Source organism: Streptomyces canus, assembly GCF_030815415.1.
Lineage (GTDB): Bacteria > Actinomycetota > Actinomycetes > Streptomycetales > Streptomycetaceae > Streptomyces > Streptomyces canus_F.
In genome coordinates this window covers 3,576,743-3,593,322 of record NZ_JAUSWW010000001.1, presented here as the reverse complement: position 1 = coordinate 3,593,322, position 16,580 = coordinate 3,576,743, and the positions used below count along the sequence as shown (strand labels likewise).

Annotated in this window: 14 protein-coding genes and 2 pseudogenes; 4 read left to right on the top strand and 12 right to left on the bottom strand. The window is 69.0% G+C overall.

Annotated features, from left to right (window positions below; all coding sequences use genetic code 11):
* Window positions 1–85 precede the first annotated feature (85 nt).
* Both QF037_RS16375 and QF037_RS16370 read left to right on the top strand, forming a co-directional pair.
* The gene (locus QF037_RS16375; protein WP_307025912.1) at window positions 86–1,192 is read left to right on the top strand and encodes a ferritin-like domain-containing protein; all 1,107 of its coding nucleotides are present in this window, start codon (window positions 86–88) and stop codon (window positions 1,190–1,192) included.
* Window positions 1,189–2,085 (top strand): ADP-ribosylglycohydrolase family protein, encoded by an 897-nt coding sequence (locus QF037_RS16370; protein ID WP_307025910.1) that lies wholly within the window; start codon window positions 1,189–1,191, stop codon window positions 2,083–2,085. Before QF037_RS16375 ends, QF037_RS16370 begins: the two co-directional genes overlap by 4 nt.
* 161 nt (window positions 2,086–2,246) lie before the next feature.
* On the opposite strand, the gene QF037_RS16365 is transcribed toward QF037_RS16370, so the two are convergent.
* From QF037_RS16365 to QF037_RS16335, 7 genes and pseudogenes are all read right to left on the bottom strand, one after another.
* A complete protein-coding gene (locus QF037_RS16365) occupies window positions 2,247–2,753 on the bottom strand; it encodes a DUF3291 domain-containing protein (RefSeq protein WP_307025909.1) in 507 nt (168 codons plus the stop codon).
* A gap of 72 nt (window positions 2,754–2,825) precedes the next feature.
* Complete coding sequence (locus QF037_RS16360; protein WP_307037195.1) at window positions 2,826–4,283, bottom strand: penicillin-binding transpeptidase domain-containing protein; 1,458 nt, start codon at window positions 4,281–4,283, stop codon at window positions 2,826–2,828.
* A 20-nt stretch (window positions 4,284–4,303) separates the two neighbouring features.
* Window positions 4,304–5,665, bottom strand: a complete 1,362-nt coding sequence (locus tag QF037_RS16355) for an FtsW/RodA/SpoVE family cell cycle protein (protein ID WP_307025907.1) — start codon at window positions 5,663–5,665, stop codon at window positions 4,304–4,306.
* 41 nt (window positions 5,666–5,706) lie between these two features.
* Window positions 5,707–6,237 (bottom strand): SH3 domain-containing protein, encoded by a 531-nt coding sequence (locus tag QF037_RS16350; RefSeq protein ID WP_307025905.1) that lies wholly within the window; start codon window positions 6,235–6,237, stop codon window positions 5,707–5,709.
* 175 nt (window positions 6,238–6,412) lie between these two features.
* Window positions 6,413–7,649 (bottom strand): annotated as a pseudogene (locus QF037_RS16345) (ATP-binding protein).
* Complete coding sequence (locus QF037_RS16340; RefSeq protein ID WP_307025903.1) at window positions 7,646–8,335, bottom strand: hypothetical protein; 690 nt, start codon at window positions 8,333–8,335, stop codon at window positions 7,646–7,648. The pseudogene QF037_RS16345 and the gene QF037_RS16340 overlap by 4 nt, the downstream one beginning before the upstream one ends.
* Before the next feature lie 102 nt (window positions 8,336–8,437).
* Window positions 8,438–8,944, bottom strand: coding sequence for a protein-tyrosine phosphatase family protein (locus tag QF037_RS16335; RefSeq protein ID WP_307025901.1), 507 nt, complete (start codon window positions 8,942–8,944; stop codon window positions 8,438–8,440).
* A gap of 100 nt (window positions 8,945–9,044) precedes the next feature.
* Here QF037_RS16335 and QF037_RS16330 point away from each other — a divergent pair.
* Window positions 9,045–9,849: pseudogene (locus QF037_RS16330) on the top strand (nuclease-related domain-containing protein).
* A 28-nt stretch (window positions 9,850–9,877) separates the two neighbouring features.
* On the opposite strand, the gene ligD reads toward QF037_RS16330, so the two are convergent.
* Window positions 9,878–10,768, bottom strand: coding sequence for a non-homologous end-joining DNA ligase (gene ligD / locus QF037_RS16325; protein WP_307025899.1), 891 nt, complete (start codon window positions 10,766–10,768; stop codon window positions 9,878–9,880).
* 69 nt (window positions 10,769–10,837) lie between these two features.
* Here ligD and ku point away from each other — a divergent pair, with 69 nt between their 5' ends.
* Entirely contained in the window at window positions 10,838–11,902 is a 1,065-nt protein-coding gene (gene ku, locus QF037_RS16320; protein WP_444972114.1) for a non-homologous end joining protein Ku, read from the top strand.
* Window positions 11,903–11,948: 46 nt separating this feature from the next.
* Here ku and QF037_RS16315 read toward each other — a convergent pair whose 3' ends face one another.
* The 4 genes from QF037_RS16315 to QF037_RS16300 all read right to left on the bottom strand — a co-directional run bounded on the left by QF037_RS16315 (window position 11,949) and on the right by QF037_RS16300 (window position 16,456).
* Window positions 11,949–13,727 (bottom strand): beta-ketoacyl-[acyl-carrier-protein] synthase family protein, encoded by a 1,779-nt coding sequence (locus QF037_RS16315; RefSeq protein ID WP_307025895.1) that lies wholly within the window; start codon window positions 13,725–13,727, stop codon window positions 11,949–11,951.
* A 417-nt stretch (window positions 13,728–14,144) separates the two neighbouring features.
* Window positions 14,145–14,306, bottom strand: coding sequence for a hypothetical protein (locus tag QF037_RS16310; protein WP_307025894.1), 162 nt, complete (start codon window positions 14,304–14,306; stop codon window positions 14,145–14,147).
* A complete protein-coding gene (locus tag QF037_RS16305; protein WP_307025892.1) occupies window positions 14,282–14,716 on the bottom strand; it encodes a hypothetical protein in 435 nt (144 codons plus the stop codon). The genes QF037_RS16310 and QF037_RS16305 overlap by 25 nt, the downstream gene beginning before the upstream one ends.
* A 921-nt stretch (window positions 14,717–15,637) precedes the next feature.
* Entirely contained in the window at window positions 15,638–16,456 is an 819-nt protein-coding gene (locus tag QF037_RS16300; protein ID WP_307025890.1) for a DUF4231 domain-containing protein, read from the bottom strand.
* Between the last annotated feature and the right edge of the window lie 124 nt (window positions 16,457–16,580).

Below are 16,580 nucleotides of genomic sequence, written 5' to 3'. Positions count from 1 at the left end.
TTATGAGACTGCTTGTCAGCAAGCTCGTCAATCCCTCGCGCGCGACTTGTTGACCCCGCGTCTACCGCGTGTGAGCCTGCGGGACATGCCGACTTTCGACCTGTACGCCACAGATCCGGGAGATCCCCACTGGCAGGTGCCGGCCACCGGCGCGGCGCGTTTCAGCTGGGAGTACGACGACGGACGGGACCGTCTGCTCGCCCTCTACCAGAAGGGCAAGGACAAGCAGTGGGACGGGCAGAAGCGCATCGACTGGGAGCTGGAGGTCGATCCGGACGACCCGCTCGGCACGCCCGACGAGTCCATGTCCCTGTACGGCACCAAGCACTGGGCGAAGCTGACGGAGAAGGACAAGGGGGAGCTGCGGCGGCACTACGCCTCCTGGCAGTTCAGCCAGTTCCTGCACGGTGAGCAGGGCGCGATGGTGTGCGCCGCGCGGATCGTCGAGTCCGTTCCCGATCTCGACGCCAAGCTCTACTCGGCGACCCAGGTGATGGACGAGGCCCGGCACGCGGAGATCTACGGCCGGTTCCTGCACGAGAAGATCGGGATGCTCTACCCGGTCAACGACAACCTCCAGTCCCTGCTGGGCGACACCCTGCGGGACAGCCGGTGGGACATGCCCTATCTGGGGATGCAGGTCCTCATCGAGGGGCTCGCCCTCGCCGCCTTCGGGATGATCCGCGACACGACCGACAAGCCGCTGCCGAAACAGATCCTCGCCTACGTGATGCAGGACGAGGCCCGGCACGTGGCCTTCGGGCGGATGGCGCTGCGGGACTACTACAAGCAGCTCAGCGATGCCGAACTCCGTGAGCGGGAGGAGTTCGTCATCGAGGGCTGCTATCTGATGCGCGACCGGCTGCGGGGCGTCGAGGTCCTGGAGAACTTCGGCATCCCGACCGCCGAGGCCGAGGAGTACAGTGAGAAGTCCGAATTCCTCGCCCTGTTCCGGCAGTTGCTGTTCTCGCGCATCGTGCCGTGCGTCAAGGACATCGGACTGTGGGGCAAACGGCTCCAGCAGGCCTATGTCGACATGGGGGTCTTCGAGATGGGGGACTCCAACCTCGATCTGCTGATGGCCCAGGACGAGGAGATCGCCGAGAAACTGGATGCGGAACGGTTCGCGGCGGAGGAGCATGAACGCGTCGCTGAAGTGCGGCAGTCGATCGAACTGGGGGCCAATGAGTGACCATCGTCTCGGACCGTGTCGCCGCGCGGCGCAGCCTGGAGGGCCTCGCCCTCGGCGACGCGTTCGGTGAGCGGTGGTTCCCGCTCTTCCGCGAGCCCCGGCAGGCGTACAACGAGGTCCGTGACCGTCGTGTGCCGCAGGAGCCCGAGTGGCACTGGACCGACGACACGGCCATGGCGCTCGGGATCTTCCGGGTGCTCGACGAGTTCGGCGAGGTACGCCAGACCGAGCTGGCCCAGGCCTTCGCGCTCGGCTACGACGCGGATCCCGCCCGCGGGTACGGCCATGGCATGCACCAGTTGCTGCCCCGTCTCCTCCACGAGCCCGGCCGCTGGCCCGAGTTCGCCCGGGAGCTCTTCGGCGGCGAGGGCAGCCTCGGCAATGGCTCGGCGATGCGGGTGGCGCCCTTGGGCGCGTGGTTCCACACCGATCTGTCCCGGGTGGTCGAGCAGGCCACCCTGTCGGCCGAGGTCACGCACGCCCATCCGGAAGGGGTCGCGGGTGCGGTCGCCGTGGCGGTGGCCGCGGCGCTGTCTGCCGGGCACGAGCTGACACTGGACGCGGTGGCGGCGCTGACGCCCCGGAGTGCGGTGCAGGAAGGTTTGGTCCGGGCCGCGGAGGTCCCCTTCTCCACCGAACCCTGGAAAGCCTCCGACCTCCTCGGCAACGGACAGCGGATCCGCGCCGACGACACCGTCCCCTTCGCCCTCTGGACCGCCGCCCGCCACCCCGACGACCTCGTCTCCGCCCTCTGGTCCACCGCCGAGGGCTTCGGCGACGTCGACACCACCTGCGCCATCACGGGCGGCATCGTCGCCGCCCGCACAGGCGTGGAGGACGTGCCGGAGGGGTGGCTGCGACGACGGGAGGCGGTACCCGGCGGAACCGGCTAGTGCCGCGGCAGGCAACGTTTGCCCGTCAAGGAGCGGCGTCCGGTGCGTGCTCTCGGCGTGCCGGCCGGAAGCCCTCGTACTGGACGTACTTGGGCTTTCGGCCGGTGCGGCGAGAGTGCGTGCCGGGCGTCGCGACGGGGCAAACGTTGCCTGCCGCGGCACTAGACCCCGCAGCCCAGATCCTCCGGCACCGCGACCGACACCGGCTCCGCACCCTGGGCCGGGAACGACGTCCGCAGCGTGAAGGCGTAGGGTGTCGGGCCGTTCGCCCGGAGGTGCAGAAGGCGGGCCTCGGCCTCCGCGACCGTCGGGCGATGGCCGGCCGGGACCCACCACAGGGCCGTCATCGCCTCCTCGACCTTCTCGAACCACTCGCGGCGCCGGGCCAGCATCTCGCGGTGCTGCCCCTGGTACATGAAGGCCGTCAGGGCGTCGGTGTCCCGCCACACCGTCAGATTGATGATCAGCCAGTCGTCGCCGAAGACCTTGATGTCGGTCGCGTCGCCCCCCTCGGACTGCAGGCGCCAGACGTAGCCGTCGGCTGCCTCCGCGGAGGCGTTGACCGGGTCGAGCGCGTCGACGAAGTCCTTCAACTCGGGTGAATCCAGCGGGAACTTGAGGCGGGAGATATTGACCTGGGCGAGTTCGTAAGCGACGGCTGAAGTCATGTACCGAACGGTAGGTCGGCCCTCCGCCGGAAGTACAGACCCCGTCTCACCACGTGAACAGCTGCCGCCGCCCTACGAGTTGAGCACCGCATCCATCACCGCCCGGGCGATCGGCGCCGCGTCCCCGCCCCCGCTGATCTCCCCCCGGTCCGCCTCCGCGTCCTCCACCACCACGGCGACCGCGACATTCGGTTCCATGTCCCGCTCGCCCTGCGCCCAGGAGATGAACCAGGCGTACGGCGTCCCGGAGTTGCCGATCCCGTGCTGCGCAGTGCCGGTCTTGCCGCCGACCCGCGCGCCGGGGATCGCGGCGTTGATGCCGGTGCCCTCCCGCACCACGTCCTCCATCAGCTCCTTCAGACGTACCGCGGTCGACGGGTACATCGCCTGCCGTACCGGCCGGGAGCCGGACGTCGCCACGGTGGCGCCGCCCGAACGGGTCGTACGCTCCACCAGATACGGCGGCCGCACCTGACCCCCGTTCGCGACAGCCGCCGACACCATCGCCATCTGCAGCGGTGTGGCCCGCGTGTTGTACTGCCCGATCGACGACAGCGCGAGCTGCGCCTTGTCGACGGAGACGTCGAAGGTGCTCTCGGCGACGGAGAACGGGATGCCGAGCCCCTGGTCGTTGAAGCCGAACCCCGCCGCCGTGGCCGCCATGTCCGCCACCCCGACCCGCACCCCCAGCTTGGCGAACACCGTGTTGCACGACCACACGAAGGCCGCGTGCACCGAGGCGTTCTCGCAGCCCGTCGCCTCGTTCACCAGCGAGGTCGAGGTGCCCGGCAGACGATAGGGGTCCGGCGAGTGGGTCGGCTTCTCCACGTCCGTCACCACCCCCGCGTCCAGCGCGGCCGCCGCGGTCACCACCTTGAAGGTCGAACCCGGCGGATAGGTCTGCCGGATCGCCCGGTTGAGCATCGGCTTGTCCGGGTCCTCGTTCAGCCCCGCCCAGGACCGCTCCACGGCCGCGCCGTTCCCCGACAGCACTCCGGGGTCGTACGACGGGCTCGACACCAGCGCCAGAATCCGCCCGCTCGACGGCTCGACGGCCGCCACCGCGCCCTTCCGTCCGGCGAGCCCCGCGTAAGCGGCCTCCTGGGCGGCCCCGTTGATCGTGGTGACCACGTGCCCGCCGGGGCTCTGGGCGCGGGTGAAGTCGTTCCACAGCGGGAACCCCGAGAGCATCGGGTCGGTCCCGGACAGGATGCCGTCCTCGGTGTGCTCCAGGAACGTCGTGCCGTAGATCTGCGAGGCGAACCCGGTGACCGGTGCGTACAACGGGCCCTTCGGATACGTCCGTTCGAAGCGCAGCCGCCCGTCCGTGTCCTGGGAACCGGTGACCGGCTCTCCGCCGACCAGGATGTCGCCGCGCGGCTGACCGTAACGGGCGATGGTGGAACGGCGGTTGGCGGGGTTGTCGTCGTAGGACCGGGCCTCGAAGACCTGGACGCGGGTGGCGTTGACGAGCAGCGCCGCGAGCAGCAGGGCACAGAAGCAGGCCGCGTGCCGGATGTAGCGGGTCATGTGCCGGGTCTTGTCCCGGGTCATGGGGCCACCTCCCCGTCGTACTGGCTGCGGGCCGAGTCGCTCACCCGGATCAGCAGCGCCACGATCGCCCAGTTGGTGACGACCGACGAGCCACCCTGCGCCAGGAACGGCATCGCCATCCCGGTCAGCGGAATCAGCCCGGTCACCCCGCCGGCGATGACGAACACCTGCAACGCCACGATCGAGGCGAGCCCGACGGCGAGCAGCCGCCCGAAGGGATCGCGCAACGCCAGCCCGGCCCGGATCCCGCGCTCCACCAGCAGGGCGTAGAGCAGGAAGATCGCCGACAGTCCGGCCAGGCCCAACTCCTCGCCCGCCGTGGCCAGGATGAAGTCCGACTTCGCCGCGAACCCGATGAGGATCGAGTGGCCGAGCCCCAGCCCGGTGCCGAGCATGCCACCGGCGGCGAACGCGAACAGGGACTGCGCGAGCTGGTTCGGCCCCTGGCCGTCCTCGATCGAGGCGAACGGATGCAGCCAGTCCTCGACCCTGCTGTGCACATGCGGCTCCAGCCATCCGACGGCGACCGCGCCGAGGGAGGCCAGCAGCAGGCCCACGGCGATCCAGCCGGTGCGCCCGGTGGCGACGTAGAGCAGGACCACGAACAGTCCGAAGAACAGCAGCGAGGTCCCGAGGTCCCGTTCCAGCACCAGCACGCACACGCTCAGCAGCCAGATCGCCACGATCGGCCCGAGCACCCGCCCGGTCGGCAGCTGGAGCCGCCACACCCGGCGCCCCGCGTACGCGAGCGCGTTGCGGTTGGCGGCGAGGTAGGCCGCGAAGAAGACCGCGAGGAGCACCTTCGCGAACTCGCCCGGCTGGATGGAGAATCCGGCGATCCGGATCCAGATCCGGGCCCCGTTCACGGAGGGGAAGAAGATCGGCAGGGTGAGCAGCACGAGGGCGGCCGCCACGCAGACGTACGCGTACCGCTGGAGCACGCGATAGTCGCGGAGCAGCAGCACGGTCACGATGAACAGGGCGACGCCGACCGTGGACCACACGAGTTGGGTGGGGGCCGCCCGGTCGCCGGGCGTCTCCAGGTCGAGCCGGTAGATGAGGACCAGGCCGAGCCCGTTGAGCAGGACGCCGATGGGCAGAAGCAGCGGATCGGCGTACGGCGCCCGGTAACGCACCACGAGATGCGCGACCAGCGCCAGCACACCGAGCCCGGCGCCGTAGCCGGCGGCGCCGGGCGGGACGGTGCCGTAGGTGGCGAGGCCGACAGCGCAGTAGCCGTACACGGAGAGCAGTACGGCGACGACGATGAGGGCGAGTTCGATGCCACGGCGCCGGGGGAGACGTACAGCGGGAGCGGAGGGATCCGCTTGAGCCACGGTGGTTCCGGCCTTGGTCATGTCCGGAACTTACCCAAATGGTGCAGGTTGTCTTCCTAGTCTCAGCACCAGCGTGGCGCGGGCCCGATGTTGTCGATGTACCGGGCGGCGCCCCAGGCCCAGGTGCCGTCCGTGAGGAGGTACCAGAGGTGGTTGCCGTCGACGTTCTGACCGCCGGTCTTGCAGAAGATGGAGACGATCTCGCCCTGGTAGGCGTAGCGGATCACCTGGGACCCGGTCGTCGGCTTGCTGCGCAGCCGCAGCGTACTGGCCGTCACGACGCCCTTGTAGAGACGCTGGTTGCTCTGGTGGTGCTGACCCCAGTCGCCACGGGAGTCGCTTTGCGATTCGCTCCATTCGCCGCGGGAGTCACTCTGGGAGTCGCTTTGGGAGTTGTTCCAGTCGCCGTGGGAGTCACTCTGGGAGTCGCTTTGGGAGTTGTTCCAGTCGCCGTGGGAGTCACTCTGGGAGTCGCTCTGGGAGTCGCTTTGGGAGTTGTTCCAGTCGTCGTTCGCGACGGCGGGGGTGACGGCGGCCGCGGCGACAAGGGCGCCGGCGATGACGGTTATGGAGAGACGGGAACGCAGGGACATGGGGGAGACCTCCACGTATGGGGCGAAGCTGACTATCCGCCACATTAGGAGGAGTGTCCGAGGGGCGCCTTTCAGGCTGGGCCATAGGAGAACCCTCTAGGGGCGCGGGGCTGTATCCGATATGCGGCTCCGCCGCGTGGGCGCGACCAGCCACGGATAACCGTCGGACCGCCAACTACCGCAGCGCCAACGTCGCAACCGCCCCACCACCGGCCGCATTCGCAAACGATAGCCGCGCCCCCAACACCTCCGCCTGCCCGAGCGCAATGGTCAACCCCAGCCCATGCCCCTTGGAACCCCCCTCGGTCCGAAACCGCTGCGGCCCGTGCTCGACCAGATACTCCGGAAACCCGTCCCCGTGATCACGAACGATCACAACCGGCCCGTCAACTGTCAGAGACACCGGCCCCCGCCCATGCCGATGCGCATTGGCCACCAGATTCCCCAGCACCCGCTCCAGCCGCCGCCGATCCGTCTCCACGGAAACATCCCGTACGACGACGACCTCGGTGTCCGTCCCGGACGCCCGCACCACCCGCTCGGCCAGCGCCCCCAACGGCTCGGTGTCCAGCTCCACCCGCTCCCGCCCGGTGTCCAGCCGCGAGATCTCCAGCAGATCCTCCGTCAGCGTCCGCAGCGCCCCCACCCGGTCCCGCACCAACTCCGTCGGCCGCCCCGGAGGCAACAGCTCCGCCGCCGCGTGCAACCCGGTCAACGGCGTCCGCAGCTCATGCGCCACGTCCGCCGTGAACCGCTGCTCGCTCAGCAGCTTCCCCTGCAACGAGGCCGCCATGGAGTCCAGCGCCGAAGCGACCGCGGCGACCTCGTCCTGGGGCCGCGAGGGATCCTTCGTGCGGGGATCGTCGACCCGTGCGTCCAGGTCACCCGCGCTGATCCGCCGGGCCACCCGGGCCGTGGCGTGCAGCCGCCGGGTCACCCGGGTCACCGCGAACGCCCCCACCAGCAGCGTCGCCCCGATCGCCAGTGCCGAGGACCACAGGATCGACCGGTCGAGGGCGGCGATGGTGCGGGCCTGCTGGCGGTAGTCGACGCGGACCGCGAGGGCCCGGTTCCCGTCGGCGGGGGCCGGCAGCCCACATCGTGGGATCGCCGTCCCGGGTGGCGACCATCGTGCCGCGGTCGCCCGCCACGGCCAGGTCCCGCAGGGAGCCCGGCAGTCCCGGCGGATCGACGCCCGCGAAGGGTCCGGGGGTGCCCCCGGCCTCGTAGGCCGAGGTCGCGTCCTCGAGTCGCTGGAGCGCGAGGTCGCGGGCCTGGCCGACGGTCTGGTTGGTCACCGAGACATGCACCAGGACGCCGAGCAACGCGGCGAGCGCACAGCACATCACCGTGATGAAGGCGGCGGCCTTCACGGCGAGGGTGCCGGCCCACCGGGGGAGCGCGACCCTCACCGCGAGCTCACCGACGGGGACGGGCTCTTGCCGATGTGCAGCATCTCGTCGTGGGTCAGCAGCATGACGCGCTGCTCCGGATCCCAGGTCCACTGGAAGCGGTACTCGTAGTCCGCGAGGTCGGACGGCGCGTGGATGATCACCGAGCGCCCGGCCAGCTCGACCCCGCTCACGGCGTCCTCGTTGGCCATGACCTGGACCAGCCGGCCGCCCTCGAAGGTGTAGACGCGCACCGCCGTCTGGTGGCCCGGCAGCAGCCGGAACCCCAGCGTCAGATCCTCGTGCCCGTCGCCGGTGAGGTCGCGGTAGTACGCCTTGAGCAGCGGGCACCGGCTGTCGGCCGGCTGCTTCCCGCAGTACGCCATGCGGCGGGCCGTCTCGCGGTACGGCGCCTTCGCGCCGGAGTACTCGTCGGGATGCTGGGCGATCTCCGCCTTCACGACGGCCACCTGATCCACCTCGCGGACGTCGTCGCCCGGCGCGGTGATGCCCTTCATGGCCTCGGACTCGCCGTCGTCGTAGTTCCAGGCGGGACTGGCGGCCGGGGTCAGATTCGGCCACAGCCGGGCCGGGCTGGTCGCGGTCGAGGTGGGGCCCGCGCCGTGCAGTCCGCCCGCGTCACCGCAGCCCGCGGCGGTGGCCAGCACCAGGGCTGCGGTGACGAGGGAACGGACGGGGCGTGGCACTGTGCTCCTGGCGGGGACGGGCAGGCGGTGGGGTGGTGACCGGCCCGTACACCTTATTCGTACGGAAGTCCTTTTTGCGCACCTGAGGGGCGGGGCGTGGGCCTACTCTGCCAGCTCCTCCAGCAGCCGCGCGGTCGGTAGCCCCGCCCGCAGATAGTCGACGAACAGGTCGTTGTGCAGCGCCCACGGCGAGCGGCGGGCCCGGATCGTCCGGATCGCCTCCTCCGCGGAGCGCCCGCTCCGGATCAGCGTGTGTGCGATGACCAGTCCCGAGCGGTTGTAGCCGTGATAACAGCGGACGAGGACCTTGCGGCCCTCGTCCAGTGCGTCGCTCGCGGCCTGCGCGAGGCGCATCACGCCCGCGAGCTGGGTTCCGTCCAGTGGCCCGTCGGGAATCGGCCAGACATGGTGTTCCACTCCCGGGTCGGGCCCGTGCCCCGGCAGCCTCAGCAAGGTCTGGACGAGATCGAACTCGTCCCGTACGACGGCGAATTCCGGTTGCCCCGAGTGCCCCCTGAACTCGTGCCCGCCCATCCACAGGCCGGGCACTATCTCGTTCCATGGACTGTCCGGGGCCGGTACGTCGGGCTGCTTCCTGCGGGTACGCAACAATGCCTCCCCAACTCCCCCACCCAACTACTCCCAAAGGTAACCGCCTTCTTGCCCCTGGAGCACCCCGCCTGTTCCCATGGTCAAGGGGTGATGGCGCATGAGCGGACTGCGTGTCATACCGACCTGGCGCCACGGCCAGGAGCGGCTCTACGTGTGCCTGACGGACGGGCGCAACGTCGCCTGGTACGACCGTGAGGCGGCCCGGGTGAACCTGTTGAGCGAGGACCGCAGGGACGACGTACTCGAAGTCCTCGGGCCCTTCCTGACGGGCCCGGTGGCGGTGGGTCCGCCCCCGGTGCCGACACCGGCGGAGCTCGCCCGGCTCACCCTCCACCCGGACGACGACCTGGCGCCCAACCGCCCCGGCGAGGCCCTCCCAGATCGCCCTCGACCGCGACCCGGGACCACCGCACCGGCTGCGCGCGGACCCGCGCCGCAGGGCACTGCTGGCCGAGCAGGCGGTGGGGGAGGCGCTGGACCGGCTGGACGGGGCGGGCTGGCACGTCCTGCACTCGGTCCCGTTCCCCGGCGGCGACCGCGTCCACCATCTGGCGATCGGTCCCGGCGGCCTCTTCGCGATCCATTCGGTGTACGCCCGCAAGCAACGGGTGACGGTCGCCGACCCCATGGTCACCCTGGGCCGCCGCGACGCCTGTCCGCTGCTGCGCCGCGTCCGCGCCGACGCCGACCGCGCCTCGTACGCCCTGACCGCCGAGGTCCACCCCGTCCTCGCCCTCGTCGGCCCGACGGACGTCCGGATCACCGCCCCGCCGAGGGAGGTCCGGATCATCGCGGACACGGAGGTGGAGAGCCTGGCCCGGCTCGGCGGGATGCTCAAGCCGGCGGACGTGGAGGCCCTGCACGCGATGGCACGCGACCGGCACACCTGGACGCGGGTGTGACCACGTCAACGGCCTGAAGCGATGACGGTCACCGAAGCGAGGGCAGCCGAGCGGCGTCAGCGCTGTCGAAGAGCGGGGCGAGCAGGTCGCCGTGGTCCTGGAGGCGGGGGGCGATGTCCGTCGCGAGGAAGGTGAGCTGCCCGGGCGACCGGCACTCCTCGACCTCGTCCCAGGTGACGGGAGCGGAGACGGTGGGCTCCTGTCGGGCCCGCAGGGTGTAGGGCGTGGCGGTCGTCTTCCGGGCCGCGTTCTGGCTCCAGTCGACGAAGACCTTTCCGGGCCGCAGGCTCTTGGTCATCCGGTGCACGGCGAGGCGGGGGAGGGCCCGCTCAGCGGCGACGGCCAGTTCCTTGGCGTACTCGGTCACCCGTTCGGACGGGGTGGAGTGCACGGCGGCCAGCAGATGCAGCCCCTTGGACCCGGACGTCTTGGCGTACGCCTCGATCCCGTCCTCGGCGAGCCGCTCCCGCAGCCAGAGCGCGACCTCGCAGCAGTCGACGACGGTGGCCGGGGAGCCGGGGTCGAGATCGAAGACGATCCGGTCGGCGCGGTCGGGCCGCTGGATCACCCACTGGTGCGTATGGAACTCCGTGACGAGGTTCGCGGCCCACATCAGGCTCGCCAGATCCTGGACCAGCACCATCCGCGCCGGCCCCTCCGACCTGGGCACCTCGGCCGTGGTGACCCAGTCGGGCGTACCCGGCGGCACGTTCTTGGCGAAGAACACCTGGCCGTCCGGGCCGTCCGGATACCGCAGGAAGGACACCGGCCGGTCCCGCAGATGGGGGAGCAGGACGTCGGCGGCGGTCGCGTAGTAGTGCAGCACCTCGCCCTTGGTGAACCCGGTCGCGGGATACAGCACCTTGTCCAGATTGCTGAGCGCGAGCCGGTGCCCGTCCACCTCGGTGATCGGCGTCATACGATGAGAATCCCACGGAATGGGTGGATAACACCCTAAAGGCCTCTATGTTCCGGAAAGGTGCTGATCGTGCGATCCATATGGAACGGCGCCATCTCGTTCGGCCTGGTCAGCATCCCCATCAAGCTGGTCAACGCCACCGAGAGCCACTCGATCTCCTTCCGTCAGATCCATCTGGAGGACGGCGGCCGCATCCGCTACCGCAAGGTCTGCGAGCTGGAGGAGAAGGAGGTCCGCTCGGCCGAGATCGGCAAGGGCTACGAGGACGCCGACGGCACGATCATCCCGATCACCGACGACGATCTCGCCCACCTCCCCCTCCCGACGGCCAAGACGATCGAGATCGTCGCCTTCGTACCGGCCGACCGTATCGACCCGCTCCAGATGGACGCGGCGTACTACCTCGCGGCGGGCGGCGCCCCGGCGGCGAAGCCGTACACGCTGCTGCGGGAGGCGCTGAAGCGCAGCAACAAGGTCGCCATCGCCAAGTTCGCGCTACGGGGCAGGGAGCGCCTGGGCATGCTGCGGGTGGTGGAGGACGCGATCGCCATGCACGGGCTGCTGTGGCCGGACGAGGTCCGGGCCCCGCAGGGACTCGCGCCTGACACCAGGGTCACGGTGAACGACAAGGAGCTGGACCTCGCGGACGCGCTGATGGACACCCTGGGCGAGATCGACCTGGACGACCTCCACGACGAGTACCGCGAGGCCCTGGAGGAGGTCGTCGCCGCCAAGGCGGCCGGCGAGACCGTGCCCGAGGCTCCGGAACCCGCGAAGGGCGGCAAGGTCCTCGACCTCATGGCCGCCCTGGAGAAGAGCGTCCGCGACGCGAAGGAGTCCCGGGGCGAGGAGCCCGCGGAGGTCCGCCGCCTGCCCCAGCGCAAGTCGGCACGCGCCACGCCGAAGCAGGCGGGGGGCAAGAAGTCGACGGCTGCGACCGCGGCTGCGAAGAAGACGACCGCTTCCGCGAAGAAGACGGCGGCCTCGGCGAAGAAGTCGACGGCGACGAAGAAGACGGCGTCGAAGTCCACGGCGTCAAAGTCCACGGCGTCGAGATCCACGGCATCGAAATCCACGGCGTCGGCGAAGAAGACGACGGCGAAGAAGGCGACACCCCGCAAGCGCTCGGCCTGAGACGAGCCCCGCTGTCTCTTCCCACACCGCGGCCCGGCGCTCCGAACTATGCGAGCCCGAGCCGCCGCAGGGCCAGTACCGCGTTGTGCCCCCCGAACCCGAACGAGTTGCTGAGCGCCAGGTCGCCGTCGGCCGGCAACTCCCGCGGCTCCCCGAGCACCACATCCAGCCCGACCGCGTCGTCGACCTCCCGGCACCCCACGGTCGGCGGCACCACCCCGTGATGCAACGTCAGCACGGCGGCAATCGCCTCGACCCCGCCCGCGGCCCCCTGCAGATGCCCGAGGTGCCCCTTCAGCGCGGTCACCGGCACCGACCGTCGTCCCAGCACGGCCCGCAGAGCACCCGCCTCGGCAAGGTCACCCTCCACGGTCGCCGTCGCATGCGCGTTCACATGGACGACGTCCACCACGTACCCACCCGCATCCCGCACCGCCCGCCGCACGGCCAGCGCGACCCCGCTCCCGGACGGATCGGGCGCGGCCATGTGATGCGCGTCGGCGGAGAGCCCCCACCCGGCGGCCTCGCAGTAGATCCGCGCACCCCGGGCCCGGGCGTGCTCCTCGGCCTCGAGTACGAGCACCCCCGCGCCCTCCCCGTTCACGAACCCGTCCCGGTCCTTGGCGAACGGCCGCGAGGGCGACCCCTCCGCCAGCCCCGCCTGGGACAGCGCCCGCATGGAGGCGAACGAGGCCATGATCGCCGGCGTGACGACAGCCTCCGCGCCACCCGCGAGAGCGAGGTCGACCCGGCCGTACCGTATGCGGTCGATGGCCTGCCCGATCGCCTCGGTCCCGGAGGCGCAGGCGCTGGTGACGGTCCGTGCCTCGCCGGTGATGTGCAGGTCGAGGGAGACCTGGGAGGCGGCCTGCGAGGGCACGGTCATGGGTGTGGTGAGCGGTGAGACCCCACGAGGCCCCTTGTCCCGCAGCTTCCGGTCCCCGCCCACGAGCACGGACGCGTCCCCGAGAATCGCCCCGAGGCTCACCCCCACCCGAGCCGGGTCGAGTCCGCTCTCGACCGTCCCGCCGTCCACGAACCCGGCATCCGCCCAGGCCTCCCGCGCGGCCAGCACGGCGAACTGGGCGGCACGGTTCATCCGCCGGGCGGCAGCGCGGGGCAGCAGCGTGACGGGATCGACGGGCACGGTCCCGGCCAACCGCACCGGCAGCTCACGGAACTCCTCGTCGTCCAACTCCCGTATCCCGTGCCGCCCGTCGAGCAGCCCCCGCCACAGCTCGTCGACCCCGACACCGAGCGGAGTGACGGCCCCGAGCCCGGTGACGACGACCCGCCGGGGTCCGGAGGCGGCGGCCTCACGCACGGGCCGAGGGTGATGTCGTACGACGAACCCCTCCCGGTCCGCGTCGGCGGCCCACCGCCGCACGTCACGGTCGGACACGGGCGACTCGGCGCAGTGGTCGAGGTCCCGATGCCAGGCCCCCCACCGCCGTACGAAGGTCACCTCGACCGCACCCGGATCGACGGCCCGCAGGGACCCCACCCGGTCCTCGTCCCGGAACTCGACGTCGTCGAGAGGGGGCGTGGAGAGCCGGGGCACCCCGGCGACATCCATCCGCCGGCAGGCGACGGTCACCGGCCGCTCCCGCCCGAGCACCTCGTCCCGGTCCACCCCGCCCAACGGCGGCCGCAACGTCAGCCGGATCGTCTCCGGCGACTCGGGCAGCGTGTGCGTGACGACGTACCACCGAGGCGCCTCGACATCCTCCGGCGCCAGGGCGACGAGATCCCCCGGGATGACCTCGGCGGCGCTAACGGGGTGGGGATTTATCGGCACTTGGGGATTCTCGGACGATTTGGACATATCCGTACATGCTTCCTGTGGTCCGAACTGCCTTGCGGCAGGCCGTCCCGAGTGAACTGGACGAAAGCCGGAAAGGCCATAGTTGAAAGGGAAACATGCCCGCCTTCTTGCACTCCGCAAACAGGCCGCGAAACGGACGTGCCGTCAACTCGCCTCGGTCAGGGTTGAGTTGCCGACCGCAGCTGTGGATGATCTGTGTGGAAGGTCACGGTCGCACACGAGCCGATCACCACTCGGCATCACCAGCGCGGTACCACCGCCGCCCCGAGCGTCGACAGCATGGGACAAGCCTCTTCAGGCCCCATGGATCTCGTTTCGTGGATCGCCCAGTCCGTGACGCTGAGGCCTGCGCGTACGAGGAACTGCTCGCTGATTCCAAGGCATCCCGTCAAGGGGCGTCGCCGTTTGCGTTGTCCGTCAATCAGGCTGGGCCGCCTGGGCCCGTTCTGCGGACAGCAGTTGATCGAGGTTGTTCCGCGCGGGGTTGAGAGCGGCGAGCATCTGCATGCGGGTCTGCTGGAAGTGAGGGTCGACCTCGACTCCGAGGTCGTGTCTCAGCGTGACCCGCAGGAGATACACGCCATCGGACAGCGGGCCGCTGAACCATGCCTTCGCTCGCTGGTATGCCTCATCGAGATCGGCGCTGCTTGGCAACTGCTTGACGACCGAGTACCCGATCCGAGCGCCCTGTTGAGCGCCGAGGCGACCTGCAGGACATGCTTCGGCAGTGCCATCTGTGCCTGGGAGTACTGGTCGGCCCAGGACTCCTTGGCGGCGTCGAGGAGCACCGGGTCGACGCTTTCACCGCGTTGGGCAGCTTCGACGGCGTCTCGGGCTGCGACCCGGTAAGCGCGAGCTGTGGTGTTCAGGTGGGCATAGAGATCGCGCTTGGCCTGCTGCGCTTGATCATTGCGCTCCTGCTCCCGTTCACGGTCGGCACGCTGGTTCTGCTCCACCGCTTCGGCCCGGCTGGCGCGCTGGCTCGGCACTGCTTGACTGCGAGAGCCTCATCACCTGCGGGAATGCACCAAGATCCCGTCCACGCCTCGCCCACAGGGCCCGACATACGCCCGCTTCGAGCGGCATACGGCTGCACACACGCGAAGACCCCGCACTCAGCATCACTGCTGGTTACGGGGTCTCTGGGCACCTCATACAGGGTGCCCCCGGCAGGATTCGAACCTGCGCACACGGCTCCGGAGAGCATGCTAATGACATGCGCAATTACGGCCCTGACCTGCGCGGGAGCCGTGTGGGCTGCGCGATCTCGTCTCCCTCACACGCCCCTCACACGCACGCAGGGGAGGGGCAGGATCACTTCCGGCTGCTGAGGCCCGACGGGAGCCGACGACGTGAGGGGCTGCAACACCCGGGGTGTTGCAGCGCTGTACTCAGGTCGGACAGGTGGGACACTGGCGAATCTCGCTGTCCCACCTATTTGTGCAGGTCAGAGCTCTAACGGGACAGTCGGACACCTGGGACACCGTCTGCAAGGCCAACTGATCACTTGCCCCTGCCCACCCCATCGGGTGGCGAGCCCCAATCCGTCACCTTGATACCTGCCTGCAAGAGGAACTGCTCACTGATCCCGAGTTGTTGGAAGGGGGACCGCCCATGCTTCCTGATCCAGGCGCAGCGCCGGTCCTTTTCTTCCAACGGCAGTGATGACCAATCGTCGAAGTGAAGACCTGGATCATTGCTGATGGGTAGGCCGCTTTCCGCGAGAGCGTATTCTGCCTCTGCCGGATTTCGTCTCAGTCGAACGAGAACCCATGCTGTCTCGACAGCCATTCCCGCCCTGTGCTTGTGTGTGAGCCTGCGAGCGCGCCATTGTGTAATCGGGGACAAGAGCCAGCGCTTAGTAGCGAGTTGCATCAGGTTGAACCCCTGATCTGTAGCAGCCTGCCGACCTAGACCGTGCCATCTCGTCCTTCGTGGGGCTGGTCGAGTTGTTGCTCCCTCTTGCGCTGTTCAACGCGAAGATTCTCGACTTCCTTGGTCAACTTTGCCAAGTTGTCTTCTCCGGTGCCGGTATACGGAGGAATCCCCAGTTCGAAGGCGTTTGCGTGTTGTTCAATGGCATCTGCCGTCTGTTGGAGATAGAAGCTTCGCTCGCGGTACTTGAAGTAGCCGGTGAATCCTGCGGAAACCCCAACTGCGAAACTCAGGCCGACCGTGACCCACTTCAGGTAGGAAGGTGTATCGGCCAAACTAGCCGCCGTGGTTGTGCCGAGTGATCCGATGATGATGATGGACTGAAACGTGTTGTGGATGCGCCTGTAATGCTGGCCTTCGGCGCGAAGTTGGTCGAGTTCCCGGGGTAGTGAGTCTTTATAGGAGAACTGGCGGTGATCAACCGGGAAGTCGAGTTGCTTGGCTTGAAGTATCCTGCGCTCTTCGGCTATCTCTAGTTCTAGTTCCAACCGACGAACAGACCTACGTTCGCTGCGGTTTTCTTCCATTTGGACGAGGACCCAAAAGATAATTCCGCACACGATGGTCATTGGGATGGCAATCCTGTTGACCTTACCGATGTCCACCGTTCGCCAAGTGGCCACGGTTGCAATGTAAATCGCGACAATCCCGAACGCGGTGGTCAATCCAGTGCCCCACAGGCTACGCAGTTGACGTTTCCTTGTTCGAATCTGCGCTTGCAGTTCCAGGATTGCGGTTTTGTGTTCTAGCAGCTGTTCGGTGGGGCCGCTCGTGGACTGAACAGGATGCGTCATACCCCACTCCCCCGTGTGGTCATGGTCTAGCCGGTTGAATCGTACAAGTTACATGCGGGGTTTGGGTGCAGTAATCATGCGGTTGAGATGCTTCCATGGAGCTTGACCGAATAGGGGCTCTATT